The sequence below is a fragment of the Bradyrhizobium sp. NBAIM01 genome (genome assembly GCF_020194115.1).
Classification (GTDB): Bacteria; Pseudomonadota; Alphaproteobacteria; order Rhizobiales; family Xanthobacteraceae; genus Bradyrhizobium; species Bradyrhizobium yuanmingense.
In genome coordinates, this window is sequence record NZ_JADYVU010000010.1 from 57,531 (window position 1) to 82,743 (window position 25,213).

General features: G+C 65.0%; 25 protein-coding genes and 1 other RNA gene. 16 read left to right on the forward strand and 10 right to left on the reverse strand.

The window, feature by feature from the left end:
• Position 1: 1 nt before the first annotated feature.
• The 4 genes from I6F31_RS27190 to I6F31_RS27205 all read right to left on the reverse strand — a co-directional run bounded on the left by I6F31_RS27190 (position 2) and on the right by I6F31_RS27205 (position 4,372).
• Entirely contained in the window at positions 2 to 796 is a 795-nt protein-coding gene (locus I6F31_RS27190; protein ID WP_225150306.1) for a thymidylate synthase, read from the reverse strand.
• A 173-nt stretch (positions 797 to 969) separates the two neighbouring features.
• A complete protein-coding gene (locus tag I6F31_RS27195; protein WP_225150304.1) occupies positions 970 to 1,950 on the reverse strand; it encodes a tripartite tricarboxylate transporter substrate binding protein BugD in 981 nt (326 codons plus the stop codon).
• A 138-nt stretch (positions 1,951 to 2,088) separates the two neighbouring features.
• Positions 2,089 to 3,603, reverse strand: a complete 1,515-nt coding sequence (locus tag I6F31_RS27200; RefSeq protein WP_036006571.1) for a tripartite tricarboxylate transporter permease — start codon at positions 3,601 to 3,603, stop codon at positions 2,089 to 2,091.
• Positions 3,604 to 3,610: 7 nt separating this feature from the next.
• On the reverse strand, positions 3,611 to 4,372 hold the full coding sequence (locus I6F31_RS27205; protein WP_036024976.1) for a tripartite tricarboxylate transporter TctB family protein: 762 nt from the start codon (positions 4,370 to 4,372) through the stop codon (positions 3,611 to 3,613).
• A 638-nt stretch (positions 4,373 to 5,010) separates the two neighbouring features.
• Here I6F31_RS27205 and ssrA point away from each other — a divergent pair.
• The 10 genes from ssrA (at position 5,011) to I6F31_RS27255 (ending at position 14,692) form a co-directional block, all read left to right on the forward strand.
• Positions 5,011 to 5,378: a transfer-messenger RNA gene (gene ssrA, locus I6F31_RS27210) on the forward strand.
• A 115-nt stretch (positions 5,379 to 5,493) separates the two neighbouring features.
• Positions 5,494 to 6,012: a ClpXP protease specificity-enhancing factor SspB gene (locus I6F31_RS27215; RefSeq protein WP_036006568.1), complete on the forward strand. Its 519-nt coding sequence runs from the start codon at positions 5,494 to 5,496 to the stop codon at positions 6,010 to 6,012.
• A gap of 88 nt (positions 6,013 to 6,100) precedes the next feature.
• A complete protein-coding gene (gene fumC, locus I6F31_RS27220; RefSeq protein WP_036006596.1) occupies positions 6,101 to 7,534 on the forward strand; it encodes a class II fumarate hydratase in 1,434 nt (477 codons plus the stop codon).
• A 275-nt stretch (positions 7,535 to 7,809) separates the two neighbouring features.
• A complete protein-coding gene (locus I6F31_RS27225; protein WP_036006566.1) occupies positions 7,810 to 7,998 on the forward strand; it encodes a DUF4169 family protein in 189 nt (62 codons plus the stop codon).
• Positions 7,995 to 8,246, forward strand: coding sequence for a ribbon-helix-helix domain-containing protein (locus I6F31_RS27230; protein ID WP_025038043.1), 252 nt, complete (start codon positions 7,995 to 7,997; stop codon positions 8,244 to 8,246). The genes I6F31_RS27225 and I6F31_RS27230 overlap by 4 nt, the downstream gene beginning before the upstream one ends.
• 115 nt (positions 8,247 to 8,361) lie before the next feature.
• Complete coding sequence (locus I6F31_RS27235; protein ID WP_036006563.1) at positions 8,362 to 8,637, forward strand: FeoA family protein; 276 nt, start codon at positions 8,362 to 8,364, stop codon at positions 8,635 to 8,637.
• Positions 8,638 to 8,674: 37 nt separating this feature from the next.
• Positions 8,675 to 10,546, forward strand: a complete 1,872-nt coding sequence (locus tag I6F31_RS27240; protein WP_225186394.1) for a ferrous iron transporter B — start codon at positions 8,675 to 8,677, stop codon at positions 10,544 to 10,546.
• Between the two features lie 197 nt (positions 10,547 to 10,743).
• Positions 10,744 to 11,241, forward strand: coding sequence for a GNAT family N-acetyltransferase (locus I6F31_RS27245; protein WP_225186429.1), 498 nt, complete (start codon positions 10,744 to 10,746; stop codon positions 11,239 to 11,241).
• Between the two features lie 233 nt (positions 11,242 to 11,474).
• Positions 11,475 to 12,989, forward strand: coding sequence for an ATPase domain-containing protein (locus I6F31_RS27250; protein ID WP_225186395.1), 1,515 nt, complete (start codon positions 11,475 to 11,477; stop codon positions 12,987 to 12,989).
• Positions 12,986 to 14,692 carry an ATP-binding protein gene (locus tag I6F31_RS27255; protein WP_036006556.1) on the forward strand — a complete coding sequence of 569 codons (1,707 nt, stop codon included), beginning with the start codon at positions 12,986 to 12,988 and terminating at the stop codon, positions 14,690 to 14,692. The genes I6F31_RS27250 and I6F31_RS27255 overlap by 4 nt, the downstream gene beginning before the upstream one ends.
• Before the next feature lie 51 nt (positions 14,693 to 14,743).
• On the opposite strand, the gene I6F31_RS27260 is transcribed toward I6F31_RS27255, so the two are convergent.
• The 4 genes from I6F31_RS27260 to I6F31_RS27275 form a co-directional block, all read right to left on the reverse strand.
• Positions 14,744 to 14,986, reverse strand: a complete 243-nt coding sequence (locus I6F31_RS27260; RefSeq protein ID WP_036006553.1) for a hypothetical protein — start codon at positions 14,984 to 14,986, stop codon at positions 14,744 to 14,746.
• Positions 14,987 to 15,017: 31 nt separating this feature from the next.
• Positions 15,018 to 16,136: a DUF2336 domain-containing protein gene (locus tag I6F31_RS27265; protein WP_193760332.1), complete on the reverse strand. Its 1,119-nt coding sequence runs from the start codon at positions 16,134 to 16,136 to the stop codon at positions 15,018 to 15,020.
• Positions 16,137 to 16,469: 333 nt separating this feature from the next.
• Positions 16,470 to 20,159 carry an AsmA-like C-terminal region-containing protein gene (locus I6F31_RS27270; RefSeq protein WP_225186396.1) on the reverse strand — a complete coding sequence of 1,230 codons (3,690 nt, stop codon included), beginning with the start codon at positions 20,157 to 20,159 and terminating at the stop codon, positions 16,470 to 16,472.
• A 134-nt stretch (positions 20,160 to 20,293) separates the two neighbouring features.
• Positions 20,294 to 21,523, reverse strand: a complete 1,230-nt coding sequence (locus tag I6F31_RS27275) for a cytochrome P450 (RefSeq protein WP_225186397.1) — start codon at positions 21,521 to 21,523, stop codon at positions 20,294 to 20,296.
• A gap of 129 nt (positions 21,524 to 21,652) precedes the next feature.
• On the opposite strand from I6F31_RS27275, the gene I6F31_RS27280 reads away from it, so the two are divergent.
• A complete protein-coding gene (locus I6F31_RS27280; RefSeq protein WP_036006522.1) occupies positions 21,653 to 22,264 on the forward strand; it encodes a TetR/AcrR family transcriptional regulator in 612 nt (203 codons plus the stop codon).
• Positions 22,265 to 22,273: 9 nt separating this feature from the next.
• On the opposite strand, the gene I6F31_RS27285 is transcribed toward I6F31_RS27280, so the two are convergent.
• Positions 22,274 to 22,600, reverse strand: a complete 327-nt coding sequence (locus tag I6F31_RS27285; protein ID WP_063822466.1) for a hypothetical protein — start codon at positions 22,598 to 22,600, stop codon at positions 22,274 to 22,276.
• Positions 22,601 to 22,972: 372 nt separating this feature from the next.
• Here I6F31_RS27285 and I6F31_RS27290 point away from each other — a divergent pair, with 372 nt between their 5' ends.
• The 3 genes from I6F31_RS27290 (at position 22,973) to I6F31_RS27300 (ending at position 23,884) form a co-directional block, all read left to right on the forward strand.
• On the forward strand, positions 22,973 to 23,239 hold the full coding sequence (locus I6F31_RS27290; protein WP_225186398.1) for a hypothetical protein: 267 nt from the start codon (positions 22,973 to 22,975) through the stop codon (positions 23,237 to 23,239).
• Positions 23,232 to 23,528: a hypothetical protein gene (locus I6F31_RS27295; RefSeq protein WP_225147812.1), complete on the forward strand. Its 297-nt coding sequence runs from the start codon at positions 23,232 to 23,234 to the stop codon at positions 23,526 to 23,528. The genes I6F31_RS27290 and I6F31_RS27295 overlap by 8 nt, the downstream gene beginning before the upstream one ends.
• A 77-nt stretch (positions 23,529 to 23,605) precedes the next feature.
• Positions 23,606 to 23,884 carry a DUF1488 domain-containing protein gene (locus I6F31_RS27300; protein ID WP_036006513.1) on the forward strand — a complete coding sequence of 93 codons (279 nt, stop codon included), beginning with the start codon at positions 23,606 to 23,608 and terminating at the stop codon, positions 23,882 to 23,884.
• Between the two features lie 47 nt (positions 23,885 to 23,931).
• Here the strand turns inward: I6F31_RS27300 and rpsU are convergent, their stop codons facing one another.
• On the reverse strand, positions 23,932 to 24,207 hold the full coding sequence (rpsU, locus tag I6F31_RS27305; protein ID WP_225141643.1) for a 30S ribosomal protein S21: 276 nt from the start codon (positions 24,205 to 24,207) through the stop codon (positions 23,932 to 23,934).
• Between the two features lie 428 nt (positions 24,208 to 24,635).
• Between rpsU and I6F31_RS27310 the strand changes: the two genes are divergently transcribed.
• Positions 24,636 to 24,845, forward strand: coding sequence for a cold-shock protein (locus I6F31_RS27310; protein WP_225173542.1), 210 nt, complete (start codon positions 24,636 to 24,638; stop codon positions 24,843 to 24,845).
• Between the two features lie 95 nt (positions 24,846 to 24,940).
• Positions 24,941 to 25,183 carry a transcriptional regulator gene (locus tag I6F31_RS27315; protein WP_225173541.1) on the forward strand — a complete coding sequence of 81 codons (243 nt, stop codon included), beginning with the start codon at positions 24,941 to 24,943 and terminating at the stop codon, positions 25,181 to 25,183.
• The last annotated feature ends 30 nt before the right edge of the window (positions 25,184 to 25,213 follow it).

A 25,213-nucleotide genomic window follows, 5' to 3' on the forward strand; every position in this document is an offset into this window, starting at 1 on the left:
GCTAGACCGCCACTTCCGCCTTGATGTGCGGATGCGGATCGTAGCCGACGAGCTCGAAGTCTTCGTAGCGGAAAGAGAAGATGTCCTTTACCTCAGGATTGATCCGCATCACCGGCAGCGCGCGCGGCGCGCGGCTGAGCTGCAGCCTCGCCTGCACCAGATGGTTGGAATAGAGATGAGTGTCGCCGAGCGAGTGCACGAAGTCGCCGGGCTTCAGGCCTGTGACCTGCGCGACCATCATGGTGAGCAGCGCGTAAGAGGCGATGTTGAAGGGCACGCCGAGAAACACGTCGGCCGACCGCTGATAGAGCTGGCAGGACAGCTTGCCGTTCGCGACATAGAACTGGAACAGCAGGTGGCAGGGCGGCAGCGCCATCTTCTCGACGTCGGCCGGATTCCAGGCGGTGACGATCAGGCGGCGGGAATCAGGCGTGCGCTTGATCATGTCGATGACATTGGCGATCTGGTCGATGCTGCGCCCGTCGGCCGTGGGCCAGGAGCGCCATTGATGGCCGTAGACCGGGCCGAGATCGCCATTGGCGTCCGCCCACTCGTCCCAAATGGTGACGCCGTTGTCGCGCAGATATTTGATGTTGGTGTCGCCCTTCAGGAACCAGAGCAGTTCATGCACGATCGCCTTCAGCGGCAGCCGCTTGGTCGTCAGCATCGGGAAGCCGGCCGACAAATTGAAGCGCATCTGGTGGCCGAACACCGAGAGCGTGCCGGTGCCGGTCCGGTCGGTCTTCTCGGCGCCGTCGGAAAGAATCCGCTCGAGCAGGTCCTGATACTGGTGCATGTTGCGACTGAGCCTTTGGGGAGGCGGCGAACTTAACGACACCCCCCGCGCTACGACAGCGGCGATTCGCTGTCGCCGTCGATTATACCCGGAAAAGTGAGTGTTCCCGGCACAAACAGCAAGGGGCGGAACTCAGCGTTCCGCCCCTCGCCTAGCGCCTTGATCGCCTTCGCTTAATTCGCCGGCTTGAGCACCGGGCTCCACTTCGCGATCTCGCTCTTGACGAGGGTCGCCAGCGCCTCCTGGGTTCGGTCCTTCGGCGCGGGGATGACGCTGCCGAGCTCGAGCAGGCGCTTCTTCACCGTCTCGTCGTCGAGCGCCTTGACGGCGGCGGCGTTCACGCTTGCCACGATCGCGGGCGAGGTTCCCTTGGGCGCGAACATCGCGTTCCAAGCCTGAGCCTGGAATGCCGGCAGGCCGGCTTCCGCCGTGGTCGGCACGTTCGGCAGCGACGGGTTTCGTTCGGCCGTGGCGATCGCATAGGCCTTGATGGTGCCGGCATTGATCTGCGGGACGGCGTTGACGATCTGGTCGCACATGTAGTCGACCTGACCCGCCACCAGCGCGTTCATCGCAGGTCCCGTGCCGTTGAACGGCACGCCGACGGGCTTGATGTCGAGGATGGAGTGGAGGAGTTCGCACGAGACGTGCGAAACCGAACCGACGCCTGCATGCGCGGCATTCACCTTCTCGGCATTCGCCTTCACATAGGTGACGAACTCCTTGAGATCCTTCGGCGGAAAGTCCTTGCGCGCCAGGATCAGAATCGGCGTGCCGGCCAGCAATGCGATCGGCTCGAAGTCCTTCTCGGGGTGATAGGCCAGCTTCGGATAGAGCGGCACGGAGGCGGCATGCGTGCCCATATGCCCGGTGATCAGCGTATAGCCATCGTTGGCCGCACGCGCGGCACGCGTCGTGGCGGTGGTGCCGCCGGCACCGACCACGTTCTCGATGATGATGCTCTGCCCCAGCGTTTGCGCCATGTGCCCGGTGACGATGCGTGAGATCACGTCAGTCGGCCCGCCGGCTGCGAACGGGACGATCACGGTAATGTTGCGCGTCGGATAGGTCTGCGCCTCAGCCGCTGCGATGAAGGCGCCCAGCGATGCTATCGCTGCTGCACATGCGCCTGTAAGCGCGCGAATGAACGTCATGGCGATCCTCCCTTTGGACACAATAAAATGCCGGCCCAAAGGCCGGCATTTCCATTTCACAAAGCCGTAACACAAGTCGATTCGACTTCCGAATGCGGCGCGCCGACGCAGGACCGAGCCGACTCGGCGCGCACGACCTCAGTTCTCGGACTCGGTGAACACCTCGTCGCGCTTGGCGCGCAATACAGGTAGCACCGTAAGGACGAGCAGGCTTGCCGCGACCGCAAGCAGCACCGCCGACAACGGGCGCGTCAGGAACACGCTCCAGTCGCCACGCGAGATCAGCAGCGCCCGGCGCAGGTTCTCCTCCATCAGCGGTCCTAGCACCATGCCGAGCAGCAACGGCGCCGGCTCGAAATCGTGCTTGATCAGCCAATAGCCGACGAGACCGAAGACGCCCGCGAGGATGACGTCGACCGGCGCGTTGTTCACCGAATAGATGCCGATCGCGCAGAAGATCACGATCGAGGGGAACATCAGCCGATAGGGCACGCGCAACAGCCGCACCCAGATTCCGACCAGCGGCAGGTTGATGATGATCAGCATCAGATTGCCGATCCACATCGAAGCGATCATGCCCCAGACCAGATCCGGCTGCTTCTGCATCACCTGCGGACCGGGCACGATGCCGTGGATGGTCATCGCGCCCACCATCAGCGCCATCACAGCGTTCGGCGGGATGCCGAGGGTGAGCAGCGGAATGAACGAGGTCTGTGCCGCGGCATTGTTGGCACTCTCCGGCCCCGCCACGCCCTCGATCGCGCCGCGGCCGAACCGGGACGGGGTCTTTGAGAGCTTCTTCTCGAGCGTGTAGGCCGCGAAGGACGCGATCACCGCGCCGCCGCCGGGCAGGATGCCGAGGATCGAGCCGAGCACGGTGCCGCGCAGGATCGGCGGCGTCGCATCGCCGAGGTCCTTCCTGGTGGGCATCAGTCCGGTGATCTTCTGCTGCACCAGATCGCGGTTCATCTCGGCGCCGTGGTCAAGGTTGCGGATGATCTCGGCAAAGCCGAATACGCCCATCGCCACGGTCGCAAAGCCGAGACCGTCGGCGAGCTCGGGAATGTTAAAGGCCATGCGCGAGGCGCCGGTCTCGATGTCCGAACCGACCATTGAGAGCAGCAGTCCGAACACGATCATCGCAATCGCCTTCAGCACCGAGCCCTTGGCCAGCACCACCGCGAAGATCAGGCCGAGCACCATCAGCGAGAAATATTCGGCCGGGCCGAACGCCAGCGCGAGTTTCGTCAGCGGTGCGCCGAGCAGTGCGATCAGGATGGTCGCAACGCAGCCGGCGAAGAACGAGCCGATCGCGGCGATCGCGAGCGCCGGACCGGCGCGGCCCTGCTTGGCCATCTGGTGACCGTCGATGGCGGTCACGACCGATGTCGCCTCACCGGGTATGTTGACCAGGATCGACGTGGTCGAGCCGCCATATTGCGCGCCGTAATAGATGCCGGCGAGCATGATCAGCGCGCCGACCGGCGGCAGCCCGAAAGTGATCGGCAGCAGCATCGCGACGGTGGCGATGGTGCCGATGCCAGGGAGAACGCCGACCAGCGTTCCGACCAGGGCGCCGATCAGGCACATCAACAGGTTGATCGGGGTGAACGCGACGGCGAAGCCGTGAGCAAGATTGGCAAAGATATCCATCACGCCCTCACTGGATCAGGAAACGCGGATACATCGGCATCGGCAGCCCGAGCACATAGGGAAACAGGATTGCGCAGCCGACCGTCAGGCAGGCGCCGACGATCACCGCTTCCAGCCAGCGCGTCTCGTGCGAGCCCGTCGCCGCGATCATGAAGCTCGAGAAGGCCGTGACAACGAGACCGAGGGACCGGATCGACAGGGCGAAGAACAGGATCGCCGCCACCACGAACAGCGGCCCGCGCCAGGAATAATGCGCAAGCGCCGGTCCCGCCGTGATCAGGCCGGTCAAGGCGATGCCGGCAGACAGGGCAACCAGCAGCCCGCCGAACATACGTGGCGCAGTGCCCGCACCGAAGGAGAAGCCACGCATGCCCTGCAAATCGCTCGATGCCCACAGCGCAAACAGGGCAACGGCCATCAGCACGACGCCGCCGACATAATCTTGCGCCGAGCGGATGGTCATAAACAGCGTGAGGATCGCCACCGCAAACAGCGGATAGGAATAGATCAGCGCCAGCAGCACCTCGGACGACATCTTCTTTGCGCCGCCGCCGAATGATCCGAAGAGGGCGCTCGGCGCGCCGGCCAGCAGCGCCGTCGCATGACCGGTGACGACCGCCGCCGGACCGCGGCCGGTCCCCCAGCCGAAAATCGTCCCGATCGACCAGATCAATTCGAAAATCTGCGGCGCAATCGCCAGCAGACAAAAGCCGAGCGCCACCCGGGTGTTTCGGGTGGCCGTCGCTGAGTGGCCCATCGTGTCGGCCATGCCTGTCTCCTCCGCGACCTGTAAGTCACGAGCACTGTTGTTCTAAATCGGCTGGAACTGGATACCCGCCCGGATCACTGCCTAGCGATTTTCATCAGACAATGCCAGCAAAACCCAACACGCCGCGGCAAGCAAAAGCCAGAGGGGATTGATGCGCGAGATGGACGCGACCACTGCAACCATCGCGGTCAGACGCAGTGCAGCAATTGCTGGATCGGCCCGATTAACGTCACGATAAGCGTTCGGACCTGGCAAGTCCTGCGAGGTCGGACCGGTGTCCTGGTCGGCCTCTGGTGCTTCGCCTCAACCGCGGTGCAGTGGGTCTCGCGCACTGCCGGCGCAGCGGCGACGGCGAAGAGCGAGATCGGGCCGAAGTGGAGATCAGCGCCTAGTCGGCTTGCGGCTCGTCACGCTGCTACTTTCCGCCGCAGGAAATTGAACGTCGCTGAGACTGACATTGTCCGTTCGCTGGAGCAGCAGCGTCATCATGCGCATGGCCGCAACGATCGGGACTGCCGGGCAGGAGATGCGCAAGGATTCGGCACATCGGGCTGGCGACCTCTGGCAAAGGCCAGAGCCGCGATAGGCCCGGCACTCCGAAGCCTATCCAAAGGGAACCGCGGGATCGCGCCTCCAACCCTCTGTTTTTCGAAAGCTTTGCCCCCTATATTGGGGGTGCCGGTTCGCCGGCTATGGAAATAAACGGTCGTCGCAATAAACCATTCGGACCCGGGGGCGGTACCCGGCGCCTCCACCAAAGCCCACCATCGGGCGTGCCCCGAAGCTGGGCTTTGGCGGGGGCGAAATAGGATCGACGAGGGCGTAAAGGGCGTACTTTTTCCCGGTATTGTTCCGCCGTTATCGGGCTACTGCAATAGTTGCCAACGACAACTTTGCTCCGGTTGCTCAGGCTGCGTAACGCAGTTTGAAAGACCACTCTAAAGTCCTAGCGGGTTAAGCTCCGCTAGGCGGGGTTCGGAGGCACCTGGCAACAGAAGCCTCCACTTTACTCTTTGATTCTTCCCCGGCGGGGACTCCTGCTCGCCCGTCAGGCGCGGTACTATTGCGGCTTGGCGAGTCGGATCGGCAGGGTCCGGCTGCTTGGATGCAACAGGACCACCATGGCGACCGATCATATCCGATACGATGTGCTGGCCCGCGATGCGCTGCGCGGCGTGCTGCGGAAGGTGCTGACCGATGCCGCAGCCCATGGCCTGCCGGGCGAGCATCATTTCTTCATCACCTTCGTGTCCAAGGCCGAAGGCGTGAAGCTCTCGCCGCGGCTGCTCGCACAATATCCGGAGGAGATGACGATCATCCTCCAGCACCAGTTCTGGGACCTGACCGTGCTCGAGGATCGTTTCGAGGTCGGCCTGTCCTTTGGCGGCATTCCGGAGCGGCTGGTGGTGCCATTCAGTGCCATCAAGAGCTTCCTCGATCCGTCCGTGAAGTTCGGCCTCCAGTTCGACACCTCCGACGTCGCCGAGGTCGCGCCGGACAATCTGCCGGCAGCACCCGCGCCATCGGCCGTATCGGTCCCGGCACCTGCCGCGGAGAAGCCGGAAGCTGCCGACGAGTCGCCGCCGCCGAGCCAGGGCGGCGCCGAGGTCGTGCGGCTCGATCGTTTCCGCAAGAAATGATCTAGGTTGGGCGCAGAGCCATCGCGCCCGGCCAACTGTCTATATAGAAGAGCACATGAACAGGCCGCGCGGCGTTTCGCGCGGCAGAATGGATGTGCTCATGGCCAAAGCGTCCCGCTCGAAGACTGCCCGCCCCGCAACCCGCACCGAGACCGACAGCTTCGGTCCCATCGAGGTCGCCGCCGACCGCTATTGGGGGGCGCAGACCGAGCGCTCGCGCCAGAATTTCCGCATCGGCACCGACCGCATGCCGATCTCACTCGTGCATGCACTCGGCATGGTCAAGCTCGCCGCCGCGCAGTCCAATCTCGAGCTCGGCCTGCTCGATCGGCGCCGTGCCAACGCCATCATCCGCGCTGCGCGCGAGGTGATCGAAGGCAGACTTGACGACCATTTTCCGCTTGTCGTGTGGCAGACCGGCTCGGGCACCCAGAGCAACATGAACCTCAACGAGGTGATTGCCAACCGCGCCAACGAGCTGCTCGGCGGCGAGCTCGGCGCCAAGAAGCCGGTGCATCCCAACGATCACGTCAACATGAGCCAGTCGTCGAACGACTCCTTCCCGACCGCGATGCACATCGCCGCGGCAAGCCGCATCAATGCCGATCTCATCCCTGCCCTCGGCGAGCTGCTGCGCGCTCTGCGCAAGAAGGAGAGGGAGTTTTCGAAGATCGTGAAGATCGGCCGCACCCATACCCAGGATGCGACGCCGCTGACGCTCGGTCAGGAATTCTCCGGCTATGCCGCGCAGGTCGAAAGCGGCATCGCCCGGCTCAAGATCGCGGTGAAGGACCTCTATCCGCTGGCGCAGGGCGGCACAGCCGTCGGCACCGGTCTCAACTCGAAGCCGCGCTTTGCCAAGCTGTTCGCAAAGCACGTTGCCGGGATTACGAAGCTCCCCTTCACCAGCGCCGCCAACAAATTCGAGGCGCTGGCCTCGAACGATGCCTATGTGCTGGCGCACGGCGCCATCAATTCGGTCGCGACCGGCCTGTTCAAGATCGCCAATGACATCCGCCTGCTCGGCTCCGGCCCGCGCTCGGGCCTCGGCGAATTGATCCTGCCGGAGAACGAGCCCGGCTCCTCGATCATGCCGGGCAAGGTCAACCCGACCCAGTGCGAGGCGATGACTATGGTGTGCTGCCAAGTGTTCGGCAATCACACCGCGATCACCGTCGCCGGCAGCCAAGGCCATTTCGAGCTCAACGTCTACAAGCCGGTGCTGGCCTACAACATGCTGCATTCGATCCGCCTGATGGCGGATGCCGCGCGCTCCTTCACCGAACATTGCGTCAGCGGCATCCGCGCCGACGAGAAGCGCATCAAGGAGCTAATGCAGCGCTCGCTGATGCTGGTGACGGCGCTGGCGCCGAAGATCGGCTACGACAACGCCGCCAAGGTGGCCAAGACGGCGCACGCCAACGGCACCACGCTGAAGGAGGAGGCGCTGCGGCTCGGCTTCGTCTCGGCCGACGAGTTCGACCGCCTGGTGCGCGCTGAGAAGATGATCAGCCCGGGATGATTCCGAATTCCGATAGCCATCCGTAATGATACGGACGCTCGGCGCCCAAAAATATGCGGTTTTGGGGGCGGGATTTGATTACCGTCAATGTTGCGGCGGGGCGGCGTGTTACGCAGCTCCACTGCCCTCGACGGGGCGAAATTCATCGTTTGATGGCCCAAGGGCCGATTGACGAGGACGAGCGAATGGCGATCAAGTCTTCTGCGGCGCAATGTGGCGCCCTGTTTCTGAATGTTTCATCCTGCCTGAAGAGGAGCGGATGATGGAGACGCGGCATGGGGAACGTCATCAACCTGAATCGTTTCAGGAAGCGCGTCGAGCGGGAAGCCTCGGCGAAGCAGGCGGACGCCAACCGGGCGAAGTTCGGGCGCACGAAGGCGGAACGGTCGTCCGAAGCGAAGCGGGCGGACCAGGCCAAGGAGAATCTGGACCAGCACCGGATCGATCGCGAGGAGCAGCCATGAAGTCGCCGGTCGTGAAACGATCGATCGTCGTCGCCGGCCACAAGACCAGCGTCAGCCTGGAAGAGGCGTTCTGGAACGGCATGAAAGAGATCTCGGGCCTGCGCAACATGACGTTGTCCGAGCTGGTCGGCGAGATCGACAACAACCGCCAGCAGGGCAATCTGTCGTCGGCGATCCGTCTGTTCGTCCTGGACTACTTCAAGAGCCGCGCCATGGCCGCCCAGCCGGACAAGGTCCCGGCCCAGTAGCCGTCGGGGGCGCCCGCGACGGCGCCCCGGCCTCTGCACTTTAAAATCGCTCTAAGGTGCAGCTTCGGCGCGCGGGCACGCTTGACCTCAATGCCCGGCGTTGAAAATACAGGGCATGACCGACACCACTGATACGCGTTCGCACATGCCGCTGGGTCTGGCCCAGCGCGGCTATACCGGCGTCATCCAACACCTTGCCGCCAAAGAGGCTGGCTCGGCGCTTTCGGACGTCGAGCTCGAGAGCCGCCTGATCGAACTCGGCTTCGTCGAGGGCGCCCGGGTCGAGATCCTGCATGAGGGGTTGGTCGGGCGCGATCCGATCGCGGTGCGGGTCGATAGCACCACGATCGCGGTCCGCCGTCGCGAAGCCATGGCCATCATCGTCGCCTGACGCGCGACCGCAATCTGCCCCGCAGGCCCTTGATCCCATGGAAGCACCGCTGCTGCATCTCGCCCTGGTCGGCACGCCCAACAGCGGCAAGACCTCGCTGTTCAACGCGCTGACCGGCAGCCGGCAGAAGGTCGCGAACTATCCCGGCGTCACGGTCGAGCGCAAGGAAGGCTTCTTCGTCACCCCGCTCGGCCGCCAGGTCTCCGTGGTCGACCTGCCCGGCACCTATTCGCTGCGCGGCCGCAGCCCGGACGAAGAGATCACCCGCGACTTCGTGCTCGGCAAGGCCTCCGGCGAGACCCTGCCCGATCTCGTGCTGTGCGTCGCCGATTCCACCAATCTGCGCCTGACCATCCGCCTGCTGCTGGAGCTGAAGCGCACCGGGCGGCCGATGATCCTCGTGCTCAACATGTTCGACATTGCAAGCCGCCGCGGCATCACTGTCGACGTCGCGCGGCTCGCCAAGGAGCTCGGCGTGCCCGTGGTCACCTCGATCGCGGTGCGCAAGGGCGGCACGGCCGACCTGCTCAAGCTGACCGACGAGATTTCCGCAGCGCTCGCCGCCGAACCGGTTGAGAACAGCTGGCGCGCGCTCGGCGTCTCCGAGCTGCGCGCCACCCAACGCGAGGCCGACCGCATCATCGCCGACTGCGTCAGCCTGCCTGCTCGTCCCGACACCTGGACCGCACGGATCGACGCGATCGTGCTGCATCCGGTCGGCGGGCTGATCGTGCTGGCGCTGATCCTGTTCGTGATGTTCCAGGCGGTGTTCGCCTGGGCGCAGCCGGCGATGGAGCTGCTAAAGTCCGGCTTCGACTCGCTTGGCGAGCTGGTGCAGGCCACACTGCCCGACGGCTTGCTGCAAAGCTTCCTGCAGAACGGCGTGATCTCCGGCGTCGGCAGCGTCATCGTGTTCCTGCCGCAGATCATCCTCATCTTCCTGTTCATCCTGCTCCTGGAAGATTTCGGCTACATGGCGCGCGCGGCGTTCCTGATGGACCGCATCATGGGCGGCGCCGGCCTGCACGGCCGCGCCTTCATTCCGCTGTTGTCGAGCTTTGCCTGCGCCATTCCCGGCATCATGGCGACGCGCGTCATCGACAACAAGCGCGACCGGCTGACCACGATCCTGATCGCGCCGCTGATGACCTGCTCGGCGCGCATTCCGGTCTATACGCTGATCATCTCCGCCTTCATCCCGGCCAGAGACGTCTGGGGCTTCATCAACCTGCAGGGCCTCGTGATGTTCGGCCTCTATGCCGCCGGCATCATCAGCGCGCTGTTGGTCTCGTTCGTGATCAAGTTCTTCATGCTGCGCGACTTTGTGCCGGCGCCGTTCATGTTGGAGCTGCCGGACTACAAGATGCCGCGGCTGAAATCCATCGTGATCGGCATCTACACCCGCGCCAAGATGTTCTTGCAGCGCGCCGGCACCACGATCTTCTCGATGATGGTGCTGATCTGGTTCCTGGCCTCCTTCCCGCAGCCGCCCGCGGGCGCGACCGGGCCGGCCATCGAGTTCAGCCTGGCGGCGATGATCGGCAAGGCGCTCGAGCCCCTGCTCGCCCCCGTCGGCTTCAACTGGCAGATCGCGGTGGCGTTGATCCCGGGCATGGCGGCGCGCGAGGTCGCGGTCGCGGCGCTCGGCACCGTCTATGCGATCGAGGGCGGCAACGAAGCGGTCGAGCAGATCGGCCAGGTGCTGGCGACAAAATGGTCGCTCGCCACCGCGCTGTCGATGCTGGCCTGGTACATCTTCGCCCCGCAATGCGCCTCCACGCTCGCCGTGATCCGGCGCGAGACCGGCAGCTGGGCCTGGATGGGCGCCACCTTCGCCTACATGCTGGTGCTGGCCTATGCGGCGAGCCTCGTGACGTACAACGTCGCCGTCGCGCTGGGGGCGGGGTAGCCCTTCCAAAACGAAACTGCGAAAACAACCCCATGCACAGTAGACCGGGGGTCGTGAAATCAATGAGTTACGCGCAAGGCAACGATCCGGCCGTCGCCCGTTGACCCGTCGGGCAAAACAGGGGCATGATGTCACGATCAGCCCGCAGCGATAGCAGCATGAACGACGACACGCCTCGGAAGCGGCGATCTGTCGCCGTGGACCATTTCACCACCGACCGCCTGACCGCCGAACGGTTGCGCGAGGATCACCTCGCCGACCTCGTCGTGCTGCATCGCGACGCCGAGGTCTCCCGCTATCTCGGCGGGGTGCGGACGCCCGAGGTCACGAGGGCTTATCTCGCAACCAACATGGCCCATTGGGACCAGCACGGCTTTGGACTCTGGACGCTGCGAACGAAGGACGGGGCCTTCGCCGGACGGGCGGGCATTCGGCACATTCTCGTGGACGATGTCGACGAGGTCGAAATCGCCTACGCGTTCAAGCGCGAATTCTGGGGCCAAGGATTTGCCAGCGAGATCGCGACCGCGCTGACGGACATCGGGCTGTCACAGCTCGCACTGCCGTCTCTCATCGGCATTGTGTATGTCGGGAACGGTGCATCGCGGCGCGTGCTGGAGAAGTCGAACTACCAGCTCGAGCGAAGCACGAACCGTCACGGCGAGGACGTCGTGATCTACCGCATCCGGCAGTGAGGGCAGCAACGGGATGGACCGCGAGCGGACCGTTTGTGTTCATTTTTGAACCGACACCATCCACGGGTCGGCTCAGTCTGAGCGGCAACGAACCGGTCGCCGGACCGCCAGTCGGGCGGGAACTCATGCCCGGCCTAGGAGTTCCTTAGACGGACCTTTTCAGTCAAATCCGGCTCCCGGCATGCGCTTGGAGCGCATGGAGAGCTTTGGGAAGATACGCGTAAGGGGGGGTCATGACCGGTCAATCCGCGCCTGCTCCAGGCAGCGACCTCAAGGATTTGCCGAGAATTTCGACCGGCAGCGACGGTCTGGACGACATCCTCGGCGGCGGTTTCGATGCCAACCGGATGTATCTTTACGAAGGCCGGCCGGGCACGGGCAAGACCACGATTGCGCTCCAATTCCTTCTCCGCGGCGTGCGCGACGGCGAACGTGTTCTCTACATTTCTCTCTCCGAGACCAAACGCGAGCTCACTGTGGTGGCGCGGCGGCACGGCTGGTCACTGGACGGCGTCGACATCTTCGAGCTGGTGCCGCCGGAAACGACGCTCGATCCCGAGCGCGAGCTCACGGTTTTTCATCCCGCCGAGATGGAGCTGAGTGAGACCACGGGTCTGATCTTCAAGGAGGTCGAACGGATCAATCCCACCCGCGTGGTGCTCGACAGCCTGTCCGAATTGCGGCTGCTGGCGCAGAACCCGCTCAGATACAGGCGCCAGGTTCTGGCCCTGAAGCACTTCTTCACCAATCGCAACTGCACCGTCGTGCTACTCGACGATCTTTCATCGTCCCAGGACGATCTGCAGCTGCATTCGATCGCGCACGGCGTAGTGATGCTCGAGCAGTTGGCCATCGACTACGGTGCCGAGCGGCGGCGGCTTCGCGTGATCAAGATGCGCGGCATCCGTTTTCGCGGCGGCTTTCACGATTTTACGATCGCGCAAGGGGGGCTGCGGATATTTCCCCGGCTCGTCGCAGCCGAGCATCACAGATCATTCGACGGTGAGATGGTGACCAGCGGCAACCCCGAGCTCGACCAGCTCCTGGGAGGGGGGCTCGAGCGCGGCACCAACGCTCTTCTCCTCGGCGCGGCCGGCGTCGGCAAGTCGTCAGTTGCGCTAACCTACGCCATCGCGGCGGCGGAACGCGGCGAGCACGCCGTATTCTTCGCCTTCGATGAAGGGCGCGGAACGGTGGAGGCCCGCGCCAGAGCGCTCGGGCTGCCGCTGGACAAACATCTCGCCTCCGGAAAGATCCGGTTTCAGCAGATCGATCCGGCCGAATTGTCGCCGGGTGAGTTCGCGGCAACGCTCCGCCGGAGCGTCGAGGTCGACAATGCCCGCATCATCGTCATCGACAGCTTGAACGGTTATCTGAACGCGATGCCGGATGAACGTTTCCTCGTCCTGCAGATGCACGAACTGCTCAGCTACCTGGCCCAGCAGGGCGTGCTCACCATCCTCATCCTCGCCCAGCATGGGCTTGTCGGTCCCATGGATACGCCGCTCGACCTCAGCTATTTGAGCGATGCAGTCGTGATGCTGCGCTATTTCGAGTTCGCCGGAACGGTTCGGCGCGCCTTGTCGGTCGTCAAGAAGCGCAGCGGCGGCCACGAGCACGGCATCCGCGAATTCCGGCTCGGCAGCAGCGGGATCAAGCTGGGCCCGCCGCTTCATGAGTTCAGCGGCATCTTTTCCGGCAATCCGCGCTATACCGGCACGGCCCTCCCGGAAGGGCCGCTCGAATGAGCGCGCAGCGCGATCACCGCGTTCTCGTCTTCGCCCCGGTGGGCCGCGACGGGCCGGCATCGGCCGAACTTTTGCGCAACGCGAACCTCGAGGCGGTCAATTGCCGGGACTTGGCCGAACTCGTCACCGAAATGACGGCAGGCGTCGGCACGGTGTTTCTTGCCGAGGAAGGATTGTTCGGCAAGGACACCGCGGCGCTGGCGCAGTGGATCGCCGGCCAGCCGCCGTGGTCCGATCTGCCCTTCGTCGTTCTCACCAGTCACCGGGAGCGGCCCGCGGTCGTCGCGTGGCGACGCAGTATCGTCGAGCTTCTCCGCAACGTGTCGCTGCTCGAGCGGCCGGTTCAGCCGATCACGCTGACCAGCGCCATCCAATCGGCGATGCGGGCACGCCGGCGCCAATATGAAATCCGGGCCTTGCTGGAAGCGCGCGAACAGACGGCGCAGGAGCTCGAGAAGCTCGTGATCGAGCGGACCCGGGCGCTGGAAGAAGCCAACGAGCAGCTTCGGCTCGAGATGAAGGAGCGCGCCCGGGTCGAGGAAACGCTTCGGCAGGCCCAGAAGATCGAGGCCATCGGCCAGCTCACCGGTGGTGTCGCCCACGACTTCAACAATCTGCTGATGGTGATTTCCGGCGGGCTCGACATGCTCGACCGCCAGACGGATCCGAACCGCCGTCGCCGCCTGATGGATGGGATGATCCAGGCCGCGCAGCGCGGTGCCAGCTTGACCAAGCAGCTTCTGGCATTTTCTCGGCGGCAGAAGCTGCGGCCGCAGCCCGTCGACGTCGCCGCGCAGATCGGCGGAATGCGCGAACTGCTCGATCGCAGCCTGAGAGGCGACGTCCACGTCGAGTTCGACTTTCCGGAGCAGCTTTGGCCGGTCGAGGTCGACCCCGGCGAGCTCGAGCTGGTCATTCTCAACCTGGCCGTCAACGCCCGCGATGCCATGCCCCACGGCGGCACGATCATCGTGCGCGGAGAAAACCTGCCCGATCTCAAGGACGATCAGATCTCCGGCGACTACGTCCGGCTATCCGTGATCGATACCGGCATCGGTATGCCTCCGGAGATTCTCTCGCGCGTCTTCGAGCCGTTCTTCACGACCAAGGACGTCGGCAAAGGGTCCGGGCTTGGGCTCGCGCAGGTCCATGGATTTGCGACGCAGTCGCAAGGCACGGTGCGCATTCAATCGGAGGTCGGCCGCGGCACGAGCATCGAGCTGTACCTGCCGCGATCGTTCGATGCTCCGTCGAGCCCGCGACATCTCGTCGATCTCACCAGGGCGAGGCCCAAGAAGAGCAATCAGGGCCGGATCCTACTGGTGGAAGACGATGACGAGGTTGCCGCGCTGGTCAGCGAGATGCTGGGCCAGCTCGGCTACGACGTCACGCGCGCCTCCAGCGCCGCGGCAGCGCTTGGTGCCCTGGCGGATGGCCGTCCCATCGATCTGATCTTCTCCGACATCATGATGCCGGGCGGCATGAACGGGGTCGAGCTTGCGCGCGAGATCAGGACAAGACGAAGCGACATACCGATATTGCTGACCAGCGGTTACGCCGAAGCCTCGGTCCATGAAGCGGAAAGCGCTGGTATCGAGATCCTGCCCAAGCCCTATCACATCGATGAGCTGGCTGCAGCCTTGGCCGCGGCGAAGTCAAGTCTTCGGCGCGATGCAGGCGCCAAACGCTCCAACTCGTGCTGAGAGTCCCTCCGGACTTCGCTGCGCTCAACTCCGAGCGCGATCTCCGGAGCCTTACCGGAAATATCCCAGCACGAGATCGACGTCGGCGCTGCGGGCCGCCGTGCCGTTCAGCTCAGCGTCGATAACGCGGCGGCAGGCGTCCACCGCGGCGTGGTCGCCGAGGTCGTTGGCAGCTTCCAGCACGAGCCAGGCGGCGTCTACCGAGGCCTTGTCCGGAGCTGCGCCGCCGAGATCGGTGGCGCCGGCATTGGCGGGATTCTTCTTGCGAACGGCGGTGCCGAATTGAGGCAACATTGCAGGTACTCCCCTCTCCTCAGTGGACCTGTCAGTGGACTTGAAGTTCGGGCTGACGGCCCGCATCGGCACCCGCGCCGGTCTTGCGCGACTGGTAGAACTTCAGAATGCTGCGCGACGTCTCGATCTTGAGCCGGCCGTACTCGCGCTCGTTGTCCTGGAGCTCGCGCGCCGTGATCAGATGATCCTTGGCGCCGAGGAACAACAGCGACATCGTCGTGTCCCAGGAGAAGTCGAGCGCCTTGCACAGCACCAGGATCATCTCGCGGTTGCGGTCCATCAACGCGCGCTCGATCACGTCGACCGGCAGCGCCGACAGCAGCGACAGGCCGATCTGCACCTCGTCGAAGCGGTGCTGGCGGGCGTAGTTCGAGATCGAATCCTGGTTGAGATTGCCCTGGCGATACTGCGTCGTGACCACGCGCTTGGCGACGAAATAGCTGCGCGAGGACGGGCCGAACTTGGACTGGAGATCGCCGGTGACCTCGGTGACCGAGCTCTGGATCTGCGACATCATCTCGGGCCGCTCGGTCTCGAGCCGGCGGCGGACGTCTTCGGAGGCTTTCGCGATCAGCTGCTGGAAGATGTGGCGCGGCACGTCTTTGCGCAGGCCGAGCTGCTCGGCAAGGATCGAATCGCCCTCGGCGCGGCGGACCATGTGCAAGAGGCCCGAGCCGGAGAACCGCGCGCCCTCGTTCCTGGCGACCGAGGTCACGACCTCCTGGTTGCCGCGCTTGACCAGCACGTCGGTCACGGCTTCGCCGATCGACTGGCGCTGCGAGATCGCCAGCAGATGCGCCTGGCCCTTGGTCATGGCGCTCTGGACGAGCATCTTCTCGTCGATGCGGTTGGAATCGCGTAGCACGGGACCGGCAACCGCGATCTCGTCGTCGAGGGCGAGCCTTTCGATGACGTTGAGCGGGGCGTGATCGCAGGCCGACATCACTTCGGAGAGCTGCGCGCGCGCTGCCACCTCGATCTCGTCGGCGAGCCGGCCGATCACCTCGCCGAACATGCTGATCTCGTCGTCGCTGTAGCGGCCGGTGATCAGGATGTCGGTCGCATGCCACAATGCACGCGCCCGGCTTTCGTCGGTGCCGCGCGCGATCGCGTCGTCCAGATCCTGCAGAAGCGATTTCGCCCCGTTCATCTCGATCACCCCAGTTCTTGGCAGCCCTTGGCGAGCCGTCCCGCCGCTCGCGGCGCGACGCCGAATTCCTCTGGGAACCCACGCTAGAGATGAAACGCGAGAATTCAGTAAAGTCGGCAAATCAGTTTTGCCGACGAAAATTCCGTCAAATGCGAGGGAATGGATTTACTGTTGTGCAAGAGCCGAGAAGCTTTGGGCACTGAAACCTCTCCGCGTCATGGCCGGGCTTGTCCCGGCCATCCACGCCTTGCCGCATGGCACAAAGAACGTGGATGCCCGGGACAAGCCCGGGCATGACGAGCATCGGCAACGGAGCGCTTTAGACAGCGCCGTCTACGGATTCTGCGGCGTCAGCACAAGCGGCGGCTTCGGCTTGGGCTTGGCGGGCGGCGGGCCCGGGGCGGGCTTCACGTCGATGGCCGGAGGGAGCGGCGCGAGCTGCTGGCTCGCGAGCGGCGGGCTCGTCAGTGAAGGGCTTGTCAGTGAGGGGCTTGGCGCGGCGGGCGCGGCCTGCGGAGCTTTCGGGGTCGGCGCCACCCTGGGCTTTGCCGGCGCGCGGCGCGGGTCCTGGCCCGGCAGCGGCACGTTGGGTGGCGCCTGCTCGGTCGCTATCTCCGGGGACACCAGCGTCGGCAGCGCAGCGGTGGCCGGCGGCGGCTCGCCGCGCTCGATGGCGTCGAGCCGCCGCGTCTCGCGATCAATCGTGCGCACCGCAAGCCATGACGACAGCGGTGCGAGGTCGACGGTACGGCTCAGCCTGTCGGGCGGGCCTGCCGCAAACAGCTGGATCTCGGGCGGGGCGCCGGAAAGCCCGGTCATGATCGGCGTCAGGCTGGCGCGGATGTCGGCCTGGTCCGCCGGAATGTCGTAGCCGCCGGAGACGATGGCGCGGGCGTTCTTCGCTTCCAGCGGCGTTGCGCCGATGCGCAGGCGGCCGTCGCGGATCGTGAACGGAATCTGCGCCGAGGGCACCGCGATGCGCCCCGCCGACAGCGCGGGCTCGACGAGCTGCCGCAGCCGGTTGTCGTCATTGACCTGGCCGCCGTCGCTGGCGCGGATGGCGATCTCGAACGCACGCGGATTGAGGCCGGCGATCTCGGCGGATTCGAGCGTCACCGTGCCGTTCCCGGCGAGCGCACCGGTCAAGGCCGCGACGCTGCGGCCCTGGCTGGTCAGCGCCATCTGCACCGAGGCGCGCCCCTTGGGCAGGGCGAGGTCGCGATAGCGCAGCGCCGCCGCATCGACGTTGCTGAGCTCGATGCGCGCGTTCAGCGCAAGCCCACCCGCGCCATTGCGCGCGTCCAGGCTTGCGGACATGTCGCCGCCGCCGACGCCGCCCTTGAGCGCATCGAATGCGAGCGACTGGCCGTCGCTCCGGATCGTGCCGCCGAAGGGGCGGAGCTCGATGCCGCCGGGCAACGTTCCGCGTAAGGCCTGGAAGGCGATGCGGCCGCGCCAGCCGCTGACCAATCCTGCGCTGAGCGGCTCGCCGGACTCACGACCGGCTGCGCCGACGGCGATTGCGAGCGCCGGCGCCAGATCGAGCGAGTCGAGACCTACCTCGCCGTCGATGCTCTTGTCCTGATCGAGCGTCACCGAAACATGGCCGCGCAGATGCGAGCCCGCGGCATTGCCGTCGAGATCGCCGAAGGTCAGGCGATTGCCGGAGAGCGTGAGGCGGGAGGACAGGCTGACGTTCTGCGCCGACTTGCCGGCCGGGCTGGTCCCGAGCAGCGGCGCCAGATTGGCGTTGCGCACGCGCAGGTTCACGCTCGCCTTCGGTTCGAACGATTTGGGCTCGAACGATTTGGGTTCGGACGGTTTGGACTCCGACCATTCGACGCTGCCTTGCGCGTCGGCATCGAGCCCGCCGCCGCTGAGCTTTGCGTTCAATTGCGAGGGACGGCGCCAGGCTCCGCTCAACCGTCCTTCGAATTGCGAGGCGCCCTCGCCCGCGGCCACGATGCGGTCGAGCCCCAGCAGTGCCAACAAGGCGCCGGCTTGCGGCGCCGCCACTTTCGCGTCCAGCGTGAAGTCGCTGTTGCGCAGGCGTTCGAGGTCGATACCGCCGATGGCGGCCGCCGGCGTCTGCGCGGCCAGGGTCGCCGTGGTCTTGAGCTGCGGTGCGTCGAGGTCGAGCACGAAGCGGGCATTGCTGCGATCGGCATGCTCGGCGTTCTTGTCGAGGCTGAGATCGAGCTTGAGACGGGTCGCGCCGGGCAAGGACGGGAGCGCATCGAGGCGCGCGCGCAGCGCGGGCGCGAACGGCTCGACCAGCGCGGTGAGCTCGCGCAGCGAATTGGCCGAGGATTTCAGCGCGAGCTTACCGGTCGTCTTGGTGCGGTCGAAGCTGCCGCTCGCCTCCGAGGTCACGCCGCCGCCCTGGCCGAAGCGCAGCTGCTCCAGCGACAGCGACGCCGGGCTGTAGGCGAGCCTGGCTGCGAACGGCCGCAGCTCCTGGCCGGCGGAGATCGCGCGGCCAATATCGAGCGAGAGCTTTGCCTCTTCCGGCCATTCGCCTTGCGGCCCCGCCAGCGCGCGCACGAAGCTCGTGGCGGCATCGAGGTCGAGCCGGTCGGCCCTGAGGTCCGCATCGATCCGCGAGCCGTTGCTCGCGCCTGTCTGCACGAAGACGATGCGGCCTTCGATCGCGCCGCCATCGATGTCGGCCTTCAGCCTGTCGATGGCGAGATGATTGGCTGCGATGGTGACGTCGCCCGCGAGACGCAGCGGCCGCGTGCTGCGGCGGGTGATCTCGCTGCGGCCCTGCAGCCAGGCCACCAGCGTGTCGGGATCCGGGGATTCAACGCTGAGCCGGCCGCTGAAACTGTCGGCGCCGGGAGCCGCGCCATTGAGCGAGACCTGCGTCATGCCCGGCGCGCGCAGCTCCAGCCGCCGGAAGGTCCAGGACCGGCCGTCGGTCGCAAGCTCGGTCGCGATGTTCTGGAGCGGACGGCCGCCGAGCATGATCTGATCGGCATTGAACTCGATCTGGGCAGGGATCGGCACCTGCGGGATCGCCGCCAGCCCTGCGCGCAGCGCCGGCAGGACGCGCTGCGGATCGGCATCATCCTTGGCGGTCAGCCTGTCGGCATCGACCTGCCGCGCCGACAGCACCGCGCGCAGCAAGGGCGATGCGCCAAACCTGAGATCGCCGACGCCGCCGAGCTTCAGCGCGGTGTCCTCCGGGCCGAAGCTCGCGTCGATCTGCTCGAATTTCGCGCCGGCCGGATCGGCCTTGAGCCTGGTCGCCAGCTTCCAGGGCGTCGGCCCCGCCTCGCCCGCCTTCCTGGCCGCGGGCACGGCGAGGGTCAGCGCGCCCTCGAATTTCGGCTGGCGATTGTCGAAGGCGAGCACGCCCTCGAGATCGGCGAGGATGGCGCGCTCGCCGGGATCGATGTTGAGGTGGAGACGGGTGGCGCTGCCGTCGGCGCTGGGGCCGGAGGAGACGCGGAACGGGTAGCGCACGCCGCGCGCGGTGAAGCTGCCGTCGCCCCGCACCGAGCCTGCGAGCGAGCGCACATCGCCGGAGAAGGCGATATCGTTCAATTCCAGCGTCGAGCGGCTGGCGGCATCGTGCAAGGCGATGCGGCCGGTGAGGTTCAGCCGCTCGATGGCGAGGGAGGCCAGGTTGAAGGTGCCGCTCGCGGTGGAGGGCAAATCGACCCGTCCGCGCGCGTCCAGACCAAGATCGACCGCCATGCCGCCGACCGAAAGCTCGGTGGCGCGCCATTCGCCGCGCATCAGGGAGCCGAGGCTGAACTCGACATCGAGCTTGTCGGCGCGCAGGCGGCCGAGATCGTTGTTGCCGCCGAAGGTGACGCCGCGCAGCCGCAGCGTCGGCGCCGGCAACAGCCGCGCATCGAGCTCGCCCGCCACCCGCACCGGCACGCCGATGATCTTGCCGGCCTCCGCCTCGAACTGGGGCCTGAACTGGTTCCAGTCGATGTAGTAAGGCCCGATCAGCGCGGCCAGCAGCGCAATGATGAAGGCAATCGCCAATCCGAGCAGCGTCGTCTGCACGGGTCTCCCCTCGGCCAAACCGGCCTGGGCCGAAGCTGAGAGCCTCAGGCGCGCCGGAACAGCCCCTTATATAGGGGGAAGTATGGCGAAGTCACAGCGACTGTTGCGCGCGGAGGTTAACGCTGAGCGCCCCCTCACCAGCTCGCCGGCAGCCGCCTCAGCCCGCGCAGCACGAAGGTCGGCCGCCATTCCGGGGTCTCGATGTCGTCGATGCGCAAATCCGGCAGCCGCCGCAGCAGCGTGGCGATGGCGATCTCGGCCTCGATCCGCGCCAATTGGGCCCCCAGGCAGAAATGGATGCCGCCGCCGAACGACAGCGGCTTGACGTTCGCCCGGGTGACGTCCAGCCGGTCGGGCCTGTCGGGGTAGACCGCGCCATCGCGGTTGGCCGAGCCGAGCAGGCACAGCACGGTCTCGCCCTTGGGGATCGTCACGCCGCCGAGGTCCTCGATCTCCTCCAGCGTGACGCGCCCGGTCATCTGCACCGAGGAATCATAGCGCAGGAACTCCTCGATCGCGTTCGTCATCAGCTCCGGTTTCGCTTTCAGGAGCGCAAGCTGATCCGGGTTGCGGTGGAGCGCGAGTAGCCCGTTGCCGATCAGGTTGACCGTGGTCTCGTGGCCTGCGCCGAACAGCAGGATGATGTTGGCGGTCAGCTCCTCGTTGGTGAGCTTGTTGCCGTCCTCCTCGGCCTGCAGCAGCTGGGTGATGAGGTCGTCGCCGGGATTGTTGCGGCGCAGCTCGAACAGCTGCTGGAAATACATCTGCGCCATCAGGTTGGCGGCGTTGCCCTGGCGGATCTCCTCCGGCGAGAGCGGCACGGGGTCGAGCAGCCGTCCGCCGTCGCGCGAGCTCTTGTAGAACACTTCGCGATGCTCCTCGGGGATGCCGAGCATGTCGCAGATGATGGTGACGGGCAGGCGGAAGGCGAAATCCTCGATCAGGTCCATGTGGCCGCGCTCGATCACGGCATCGATCGCCTGGTCGACGATCTCCTGGATCCGCGGTCGCATGTCCTCGACGCGGCGGGCGGTGAAGGCCTTCACGACCAGGCCGCGCAGGCGGGTGTGGTCCGGCGGATCGGCTTGCAGCATCCAGTAGCTCATGCTGCGAAACACCGGCTCCTTCATGATCTCCGGGCCGTAGCGGCGCGTGGTCCGTTCGACGAAATCCTTGCCGAAGCGCTTGTCACGCAGCACGAGACTGACCTCGGCGTGCCGGCTGGCGACGTACTGGCCGAACGGCGTCACGTGGATCGGATCGACCGTGCGCAGCCGTTCATAGTGCGGATAGGGATCGCGGATGAAATCCGGCGAGAGCGGGTTGAACAGCGGTCCGCCAGCGGGTTGCACTTGCTCGTTCATGGTGACCTCGGATCGATTGCCGCACGACACGCATACGCAAGGCTGCCCACCGCCCGGCGTAACCATCCCTGTAAATTATCAACTCGATACATTGTTGTATCGAGTTGCATTCTGCCCTAAGCTGCGCCGATGTCAAGGGTGAGAACCAGGCCGACCAGGGACGACACACGCGAGGCGCTGTTCGAGGCGGCCGCGCGCGTGTTCGAGGCGGACGGCATCGGCGGCGCCAGCATCGAGGCGATCGCGGCGGCGGCGGGCTTCACCCGGGGCGCGTTCTATTCGAACTTCAAGAGCAAGGACGAATTGATCATCGCCATGCTCGAGGACCATGTCGCACAGTCGATCCGGCGCAACATGGACATCCTGGCGCAGCACGACAATCTCGACGATTTCATCGCGGCGCTGAAGACGATGGATCGCAGCCGCCAGGATCCGCTCGGCCGCTCGCCCCTGCTGCACATGGAGATGATCCTGTTCGTGGCGCGGGCCGAAAAGCGCCGCCCGGAGCTCGCCAAACGCCTGCGCGCGCGGCGCAAGCTGGTCGCCGACATCATCGAGGCGACATCGAAGAGCAACGGGCGCAACGTCAATCTGAACCCGCCCTGGATCGCCTCCGTCGTGCTCGCGCTGGAAGACGGCTTTCGCCTGCACCGGCTGATCGACCCCGAGACGACACCCGCCGACAGCTTTCTGCGCGCGATCACGGATTTGCGGCGGAGGACGGGACTGGCATCGAACTAGCGGGCTGCACTACTTCTTCTTTGCAGGTCCGAAATCCGGTTGCCAGGCGGCTTCCTTGCGGGACGGAGCCGCGGCGATCACCTTGGCCTTTTCCTTTTTCGGCTTCTTGGCTTCGCGGTTGCCGCGTTGCTGGCCCTTGGCCATGTCGCTCTCCCTTGCTGGTTTGAGTTCGTCGAATTCATTCGGCTGCAGGACACGGCCGCGCGGGGTGCAGACCCTGACGTCCATGTAGCCCTCGCGCAGCAGCTTTTCCGCGAGACGTAGCGCGACCGTCGCAGTTCCACGGCCGAGATTGGAACTGCCGTATTCGTTGGTGCCACTGACCAGATACGGCACGCGTGTTGTCCTAGCCATTGAGCACCGCAGCGGCGCACACGAGAAGCAGAAGAAACAGCGGAACGATCACCGGCGGCACGATCCATTCCGAGATGCGGACACGCGACATCGAACGCTCCTGCGAACCTTTCGGCGGGAGCACACGTGACCCTCAGTCACCGGTCGATGCCGTTGAGAAGCGCGGTGATGACATCGAGCCTACGCTCACGCCGAACCAATAGCGAGCAGTAAATGCGTCACGGGCTAACCTCGCTCCGTGGTAACCAGCGTTCGTCGGGTGCGCAGACGATAGTGCTGGCTATTCGCGCGCCAAAGGCGCATGGTCGCAGCAGCCGGCACCGGTTGGGGCTTCACTTGCGAAAGGCAGCGTGCATGACCATCCGCTCGCGGCGAGAGACCGTCATCTTCAAGCATCCGTTCCAAATCCGCGGCATCGCGCGCATCTTGCCGGCGGGCACCTACGAGGTCGTCACGGATGAGGAGATGATCGACAGCTTGACTTTCGCCGCCTATCGCCGGATTGCCACCATGATCACTGTGCCCGCCGAGGGCGCGCGCGGTACCATGGAGGTATTGTCGATCGGCTCTGTCGATCTTGCGAATGCGCAAGCAGCGGATGCGAGCATCGCCAATGAATGACCGGCCGGTCGATCTCGACAAGCATCGTGGCATGGCTGCGCAGAAGGCCACCGACCTGCGCCGCGCGCTGGCCGAGGTCGAGGCCCATGTCAGGGAGTTGCGCGAGCGCGAGGCCGATCTCGAGCACCGCATGATGACGGTGCCTGCTGCGTCCTGGCAGGAAGCCGCGGTGAAGGCGCGCCATCTGCTCAACCTCTATGCTGCGAGTCTTCCGGCAGAGGACACGCGCCACCGCGCGCTGGTGTCGGCGCTGTTCGATGATTTCGCACGGCTGTCCGGGGACGGCTGAGCCGAGCGACGGCCGCCTGCGTTCTATGCGCATGCCGGCGCGGGCGGCCAGGAAGCCGACGTGCAATGGAGGAGGCCATGACGCTGACGAGCGGCCGCTTTATCGGCCACGAATACGAGCGGATGATCGTACGGTTCTCGATGCATGACGGCGCCAGGGAGATTCCTTGCGCGATTTCGACCTCCGCGATGGACGATCTCGAGCGGGGCCCGCAAGTCAGGCCCGAGCAGCGGGAAGCCCAATTCGCCCGTCTGCGGGATCGCATCGAAGCATGCGCTGCGAACAAGTATCGCGCCACAGAATTCGAAGGTACCCCGCCCGGCATCGTGCTGCGAGGCATCGATTTCAGTCGATAGGATCTCGGCCCAAGCAAGACAGCCTGCGACCGGAAAGCAGATCGTTGCTATTCCGGCCTTGCCTTGATCTCCGGCAAGGGCGGCTTGCGCTCGAAAGGTTTCTTTTTCGGCGGCGCGGGCAGCAATCCTTCCCTGATCGCCTGCTTGCGAGCGAGCTTGCGGGCGCGGCGAATGGCCTCGGACTTCTCGCGGGTCTTTCTCTCCGACGGCTTTTCGTAGGACCGTCGCTGCTTCATCTCCCGGAAGACGCCCTCGCGCTGCATCTTCTTCTTGAGAACGCGCAGTGCCTGCTCAACATTGTTTTCTCTGACGAGTACGTGCAATTGATCCTCCTGGCTCGGGCTGCGAATGCGACACGTCCTGCAGCGCAGCCAATTGCGCAGGAGCTTCATTGCGATGTGTGAGGATAGTGAGCCGCGACATTGGTCGCGGCTTCGGACGAGCCGATCTGCTTGTCACGGCGAGCAGCTTGGTGGCGTCACGTGACCATTGTCGTGCTGCGCTGTCAATCGATAACGCCTTGCTCGCAGATCGATGGACAAGCGCCGCGGAACAGAAGAAGCGCATCGCAGCAAACAAACTGGCTTCGCTCCTTGCAAATGCGCGAAAGTTGTATATATTGAAGCTGTTCGATTAGCCGCTGTGCCTTGTTGAATGCGCCCGCGGGCTCCTTTTCCAAAGACATCGACGAAGTTGAAGGTAACCGCGCGATTGTCGCGCGGGATGCGCTCGCGCGCTTTGGAGAAGAAAAGTGACGACAGGTACAGTCAAGTGGTTTAACGGCCAAAAAGGCTTCGGTTTCATCCAGCCAAACGACGGTGGCAACGATGTGTTCGTTCACATCAGCGCCGTTGAAAGGGCTGGGCTTGCCGGTCTTGGCGAAGGCCAAAAGGTCAATTTCGAGATCAAGACCGACAAGATGCGAGGCAAAGCCAGCGCCGAGAACCTCTCGCTGGCTTGAGATCGTTGCGCCGTTTCACGGATGTACTGAAACGGTTGCATTGCCCGCTCAATCCCAGGATTGAGCGGGTTTAGTCTTTGCGGATCGGGTGAACGATGAGCAGCAAGAGGCCGGCAGAGCCGTCACCCGAAAGCATTGCGCGTTCCGATCGCAAGCGCCTGGCCGCTGAAGAGGGCGCGCGGGCATTGGCGGACGTGGAAAGGCAAGCCATCGAGGTTCGCAAGAACATGGCGCGGCTCCGAGAGGCGCGCCAGGCGAGGGAAGCGGCCGATGAAGCTCTTCAATCGACTTTGCCGGTGCCTAAGCTCAAGAAGCGGACAAGGAAGTTGGCGCGATAGCCGTCTTCAACGCCGCCGGCGAAATCTGAA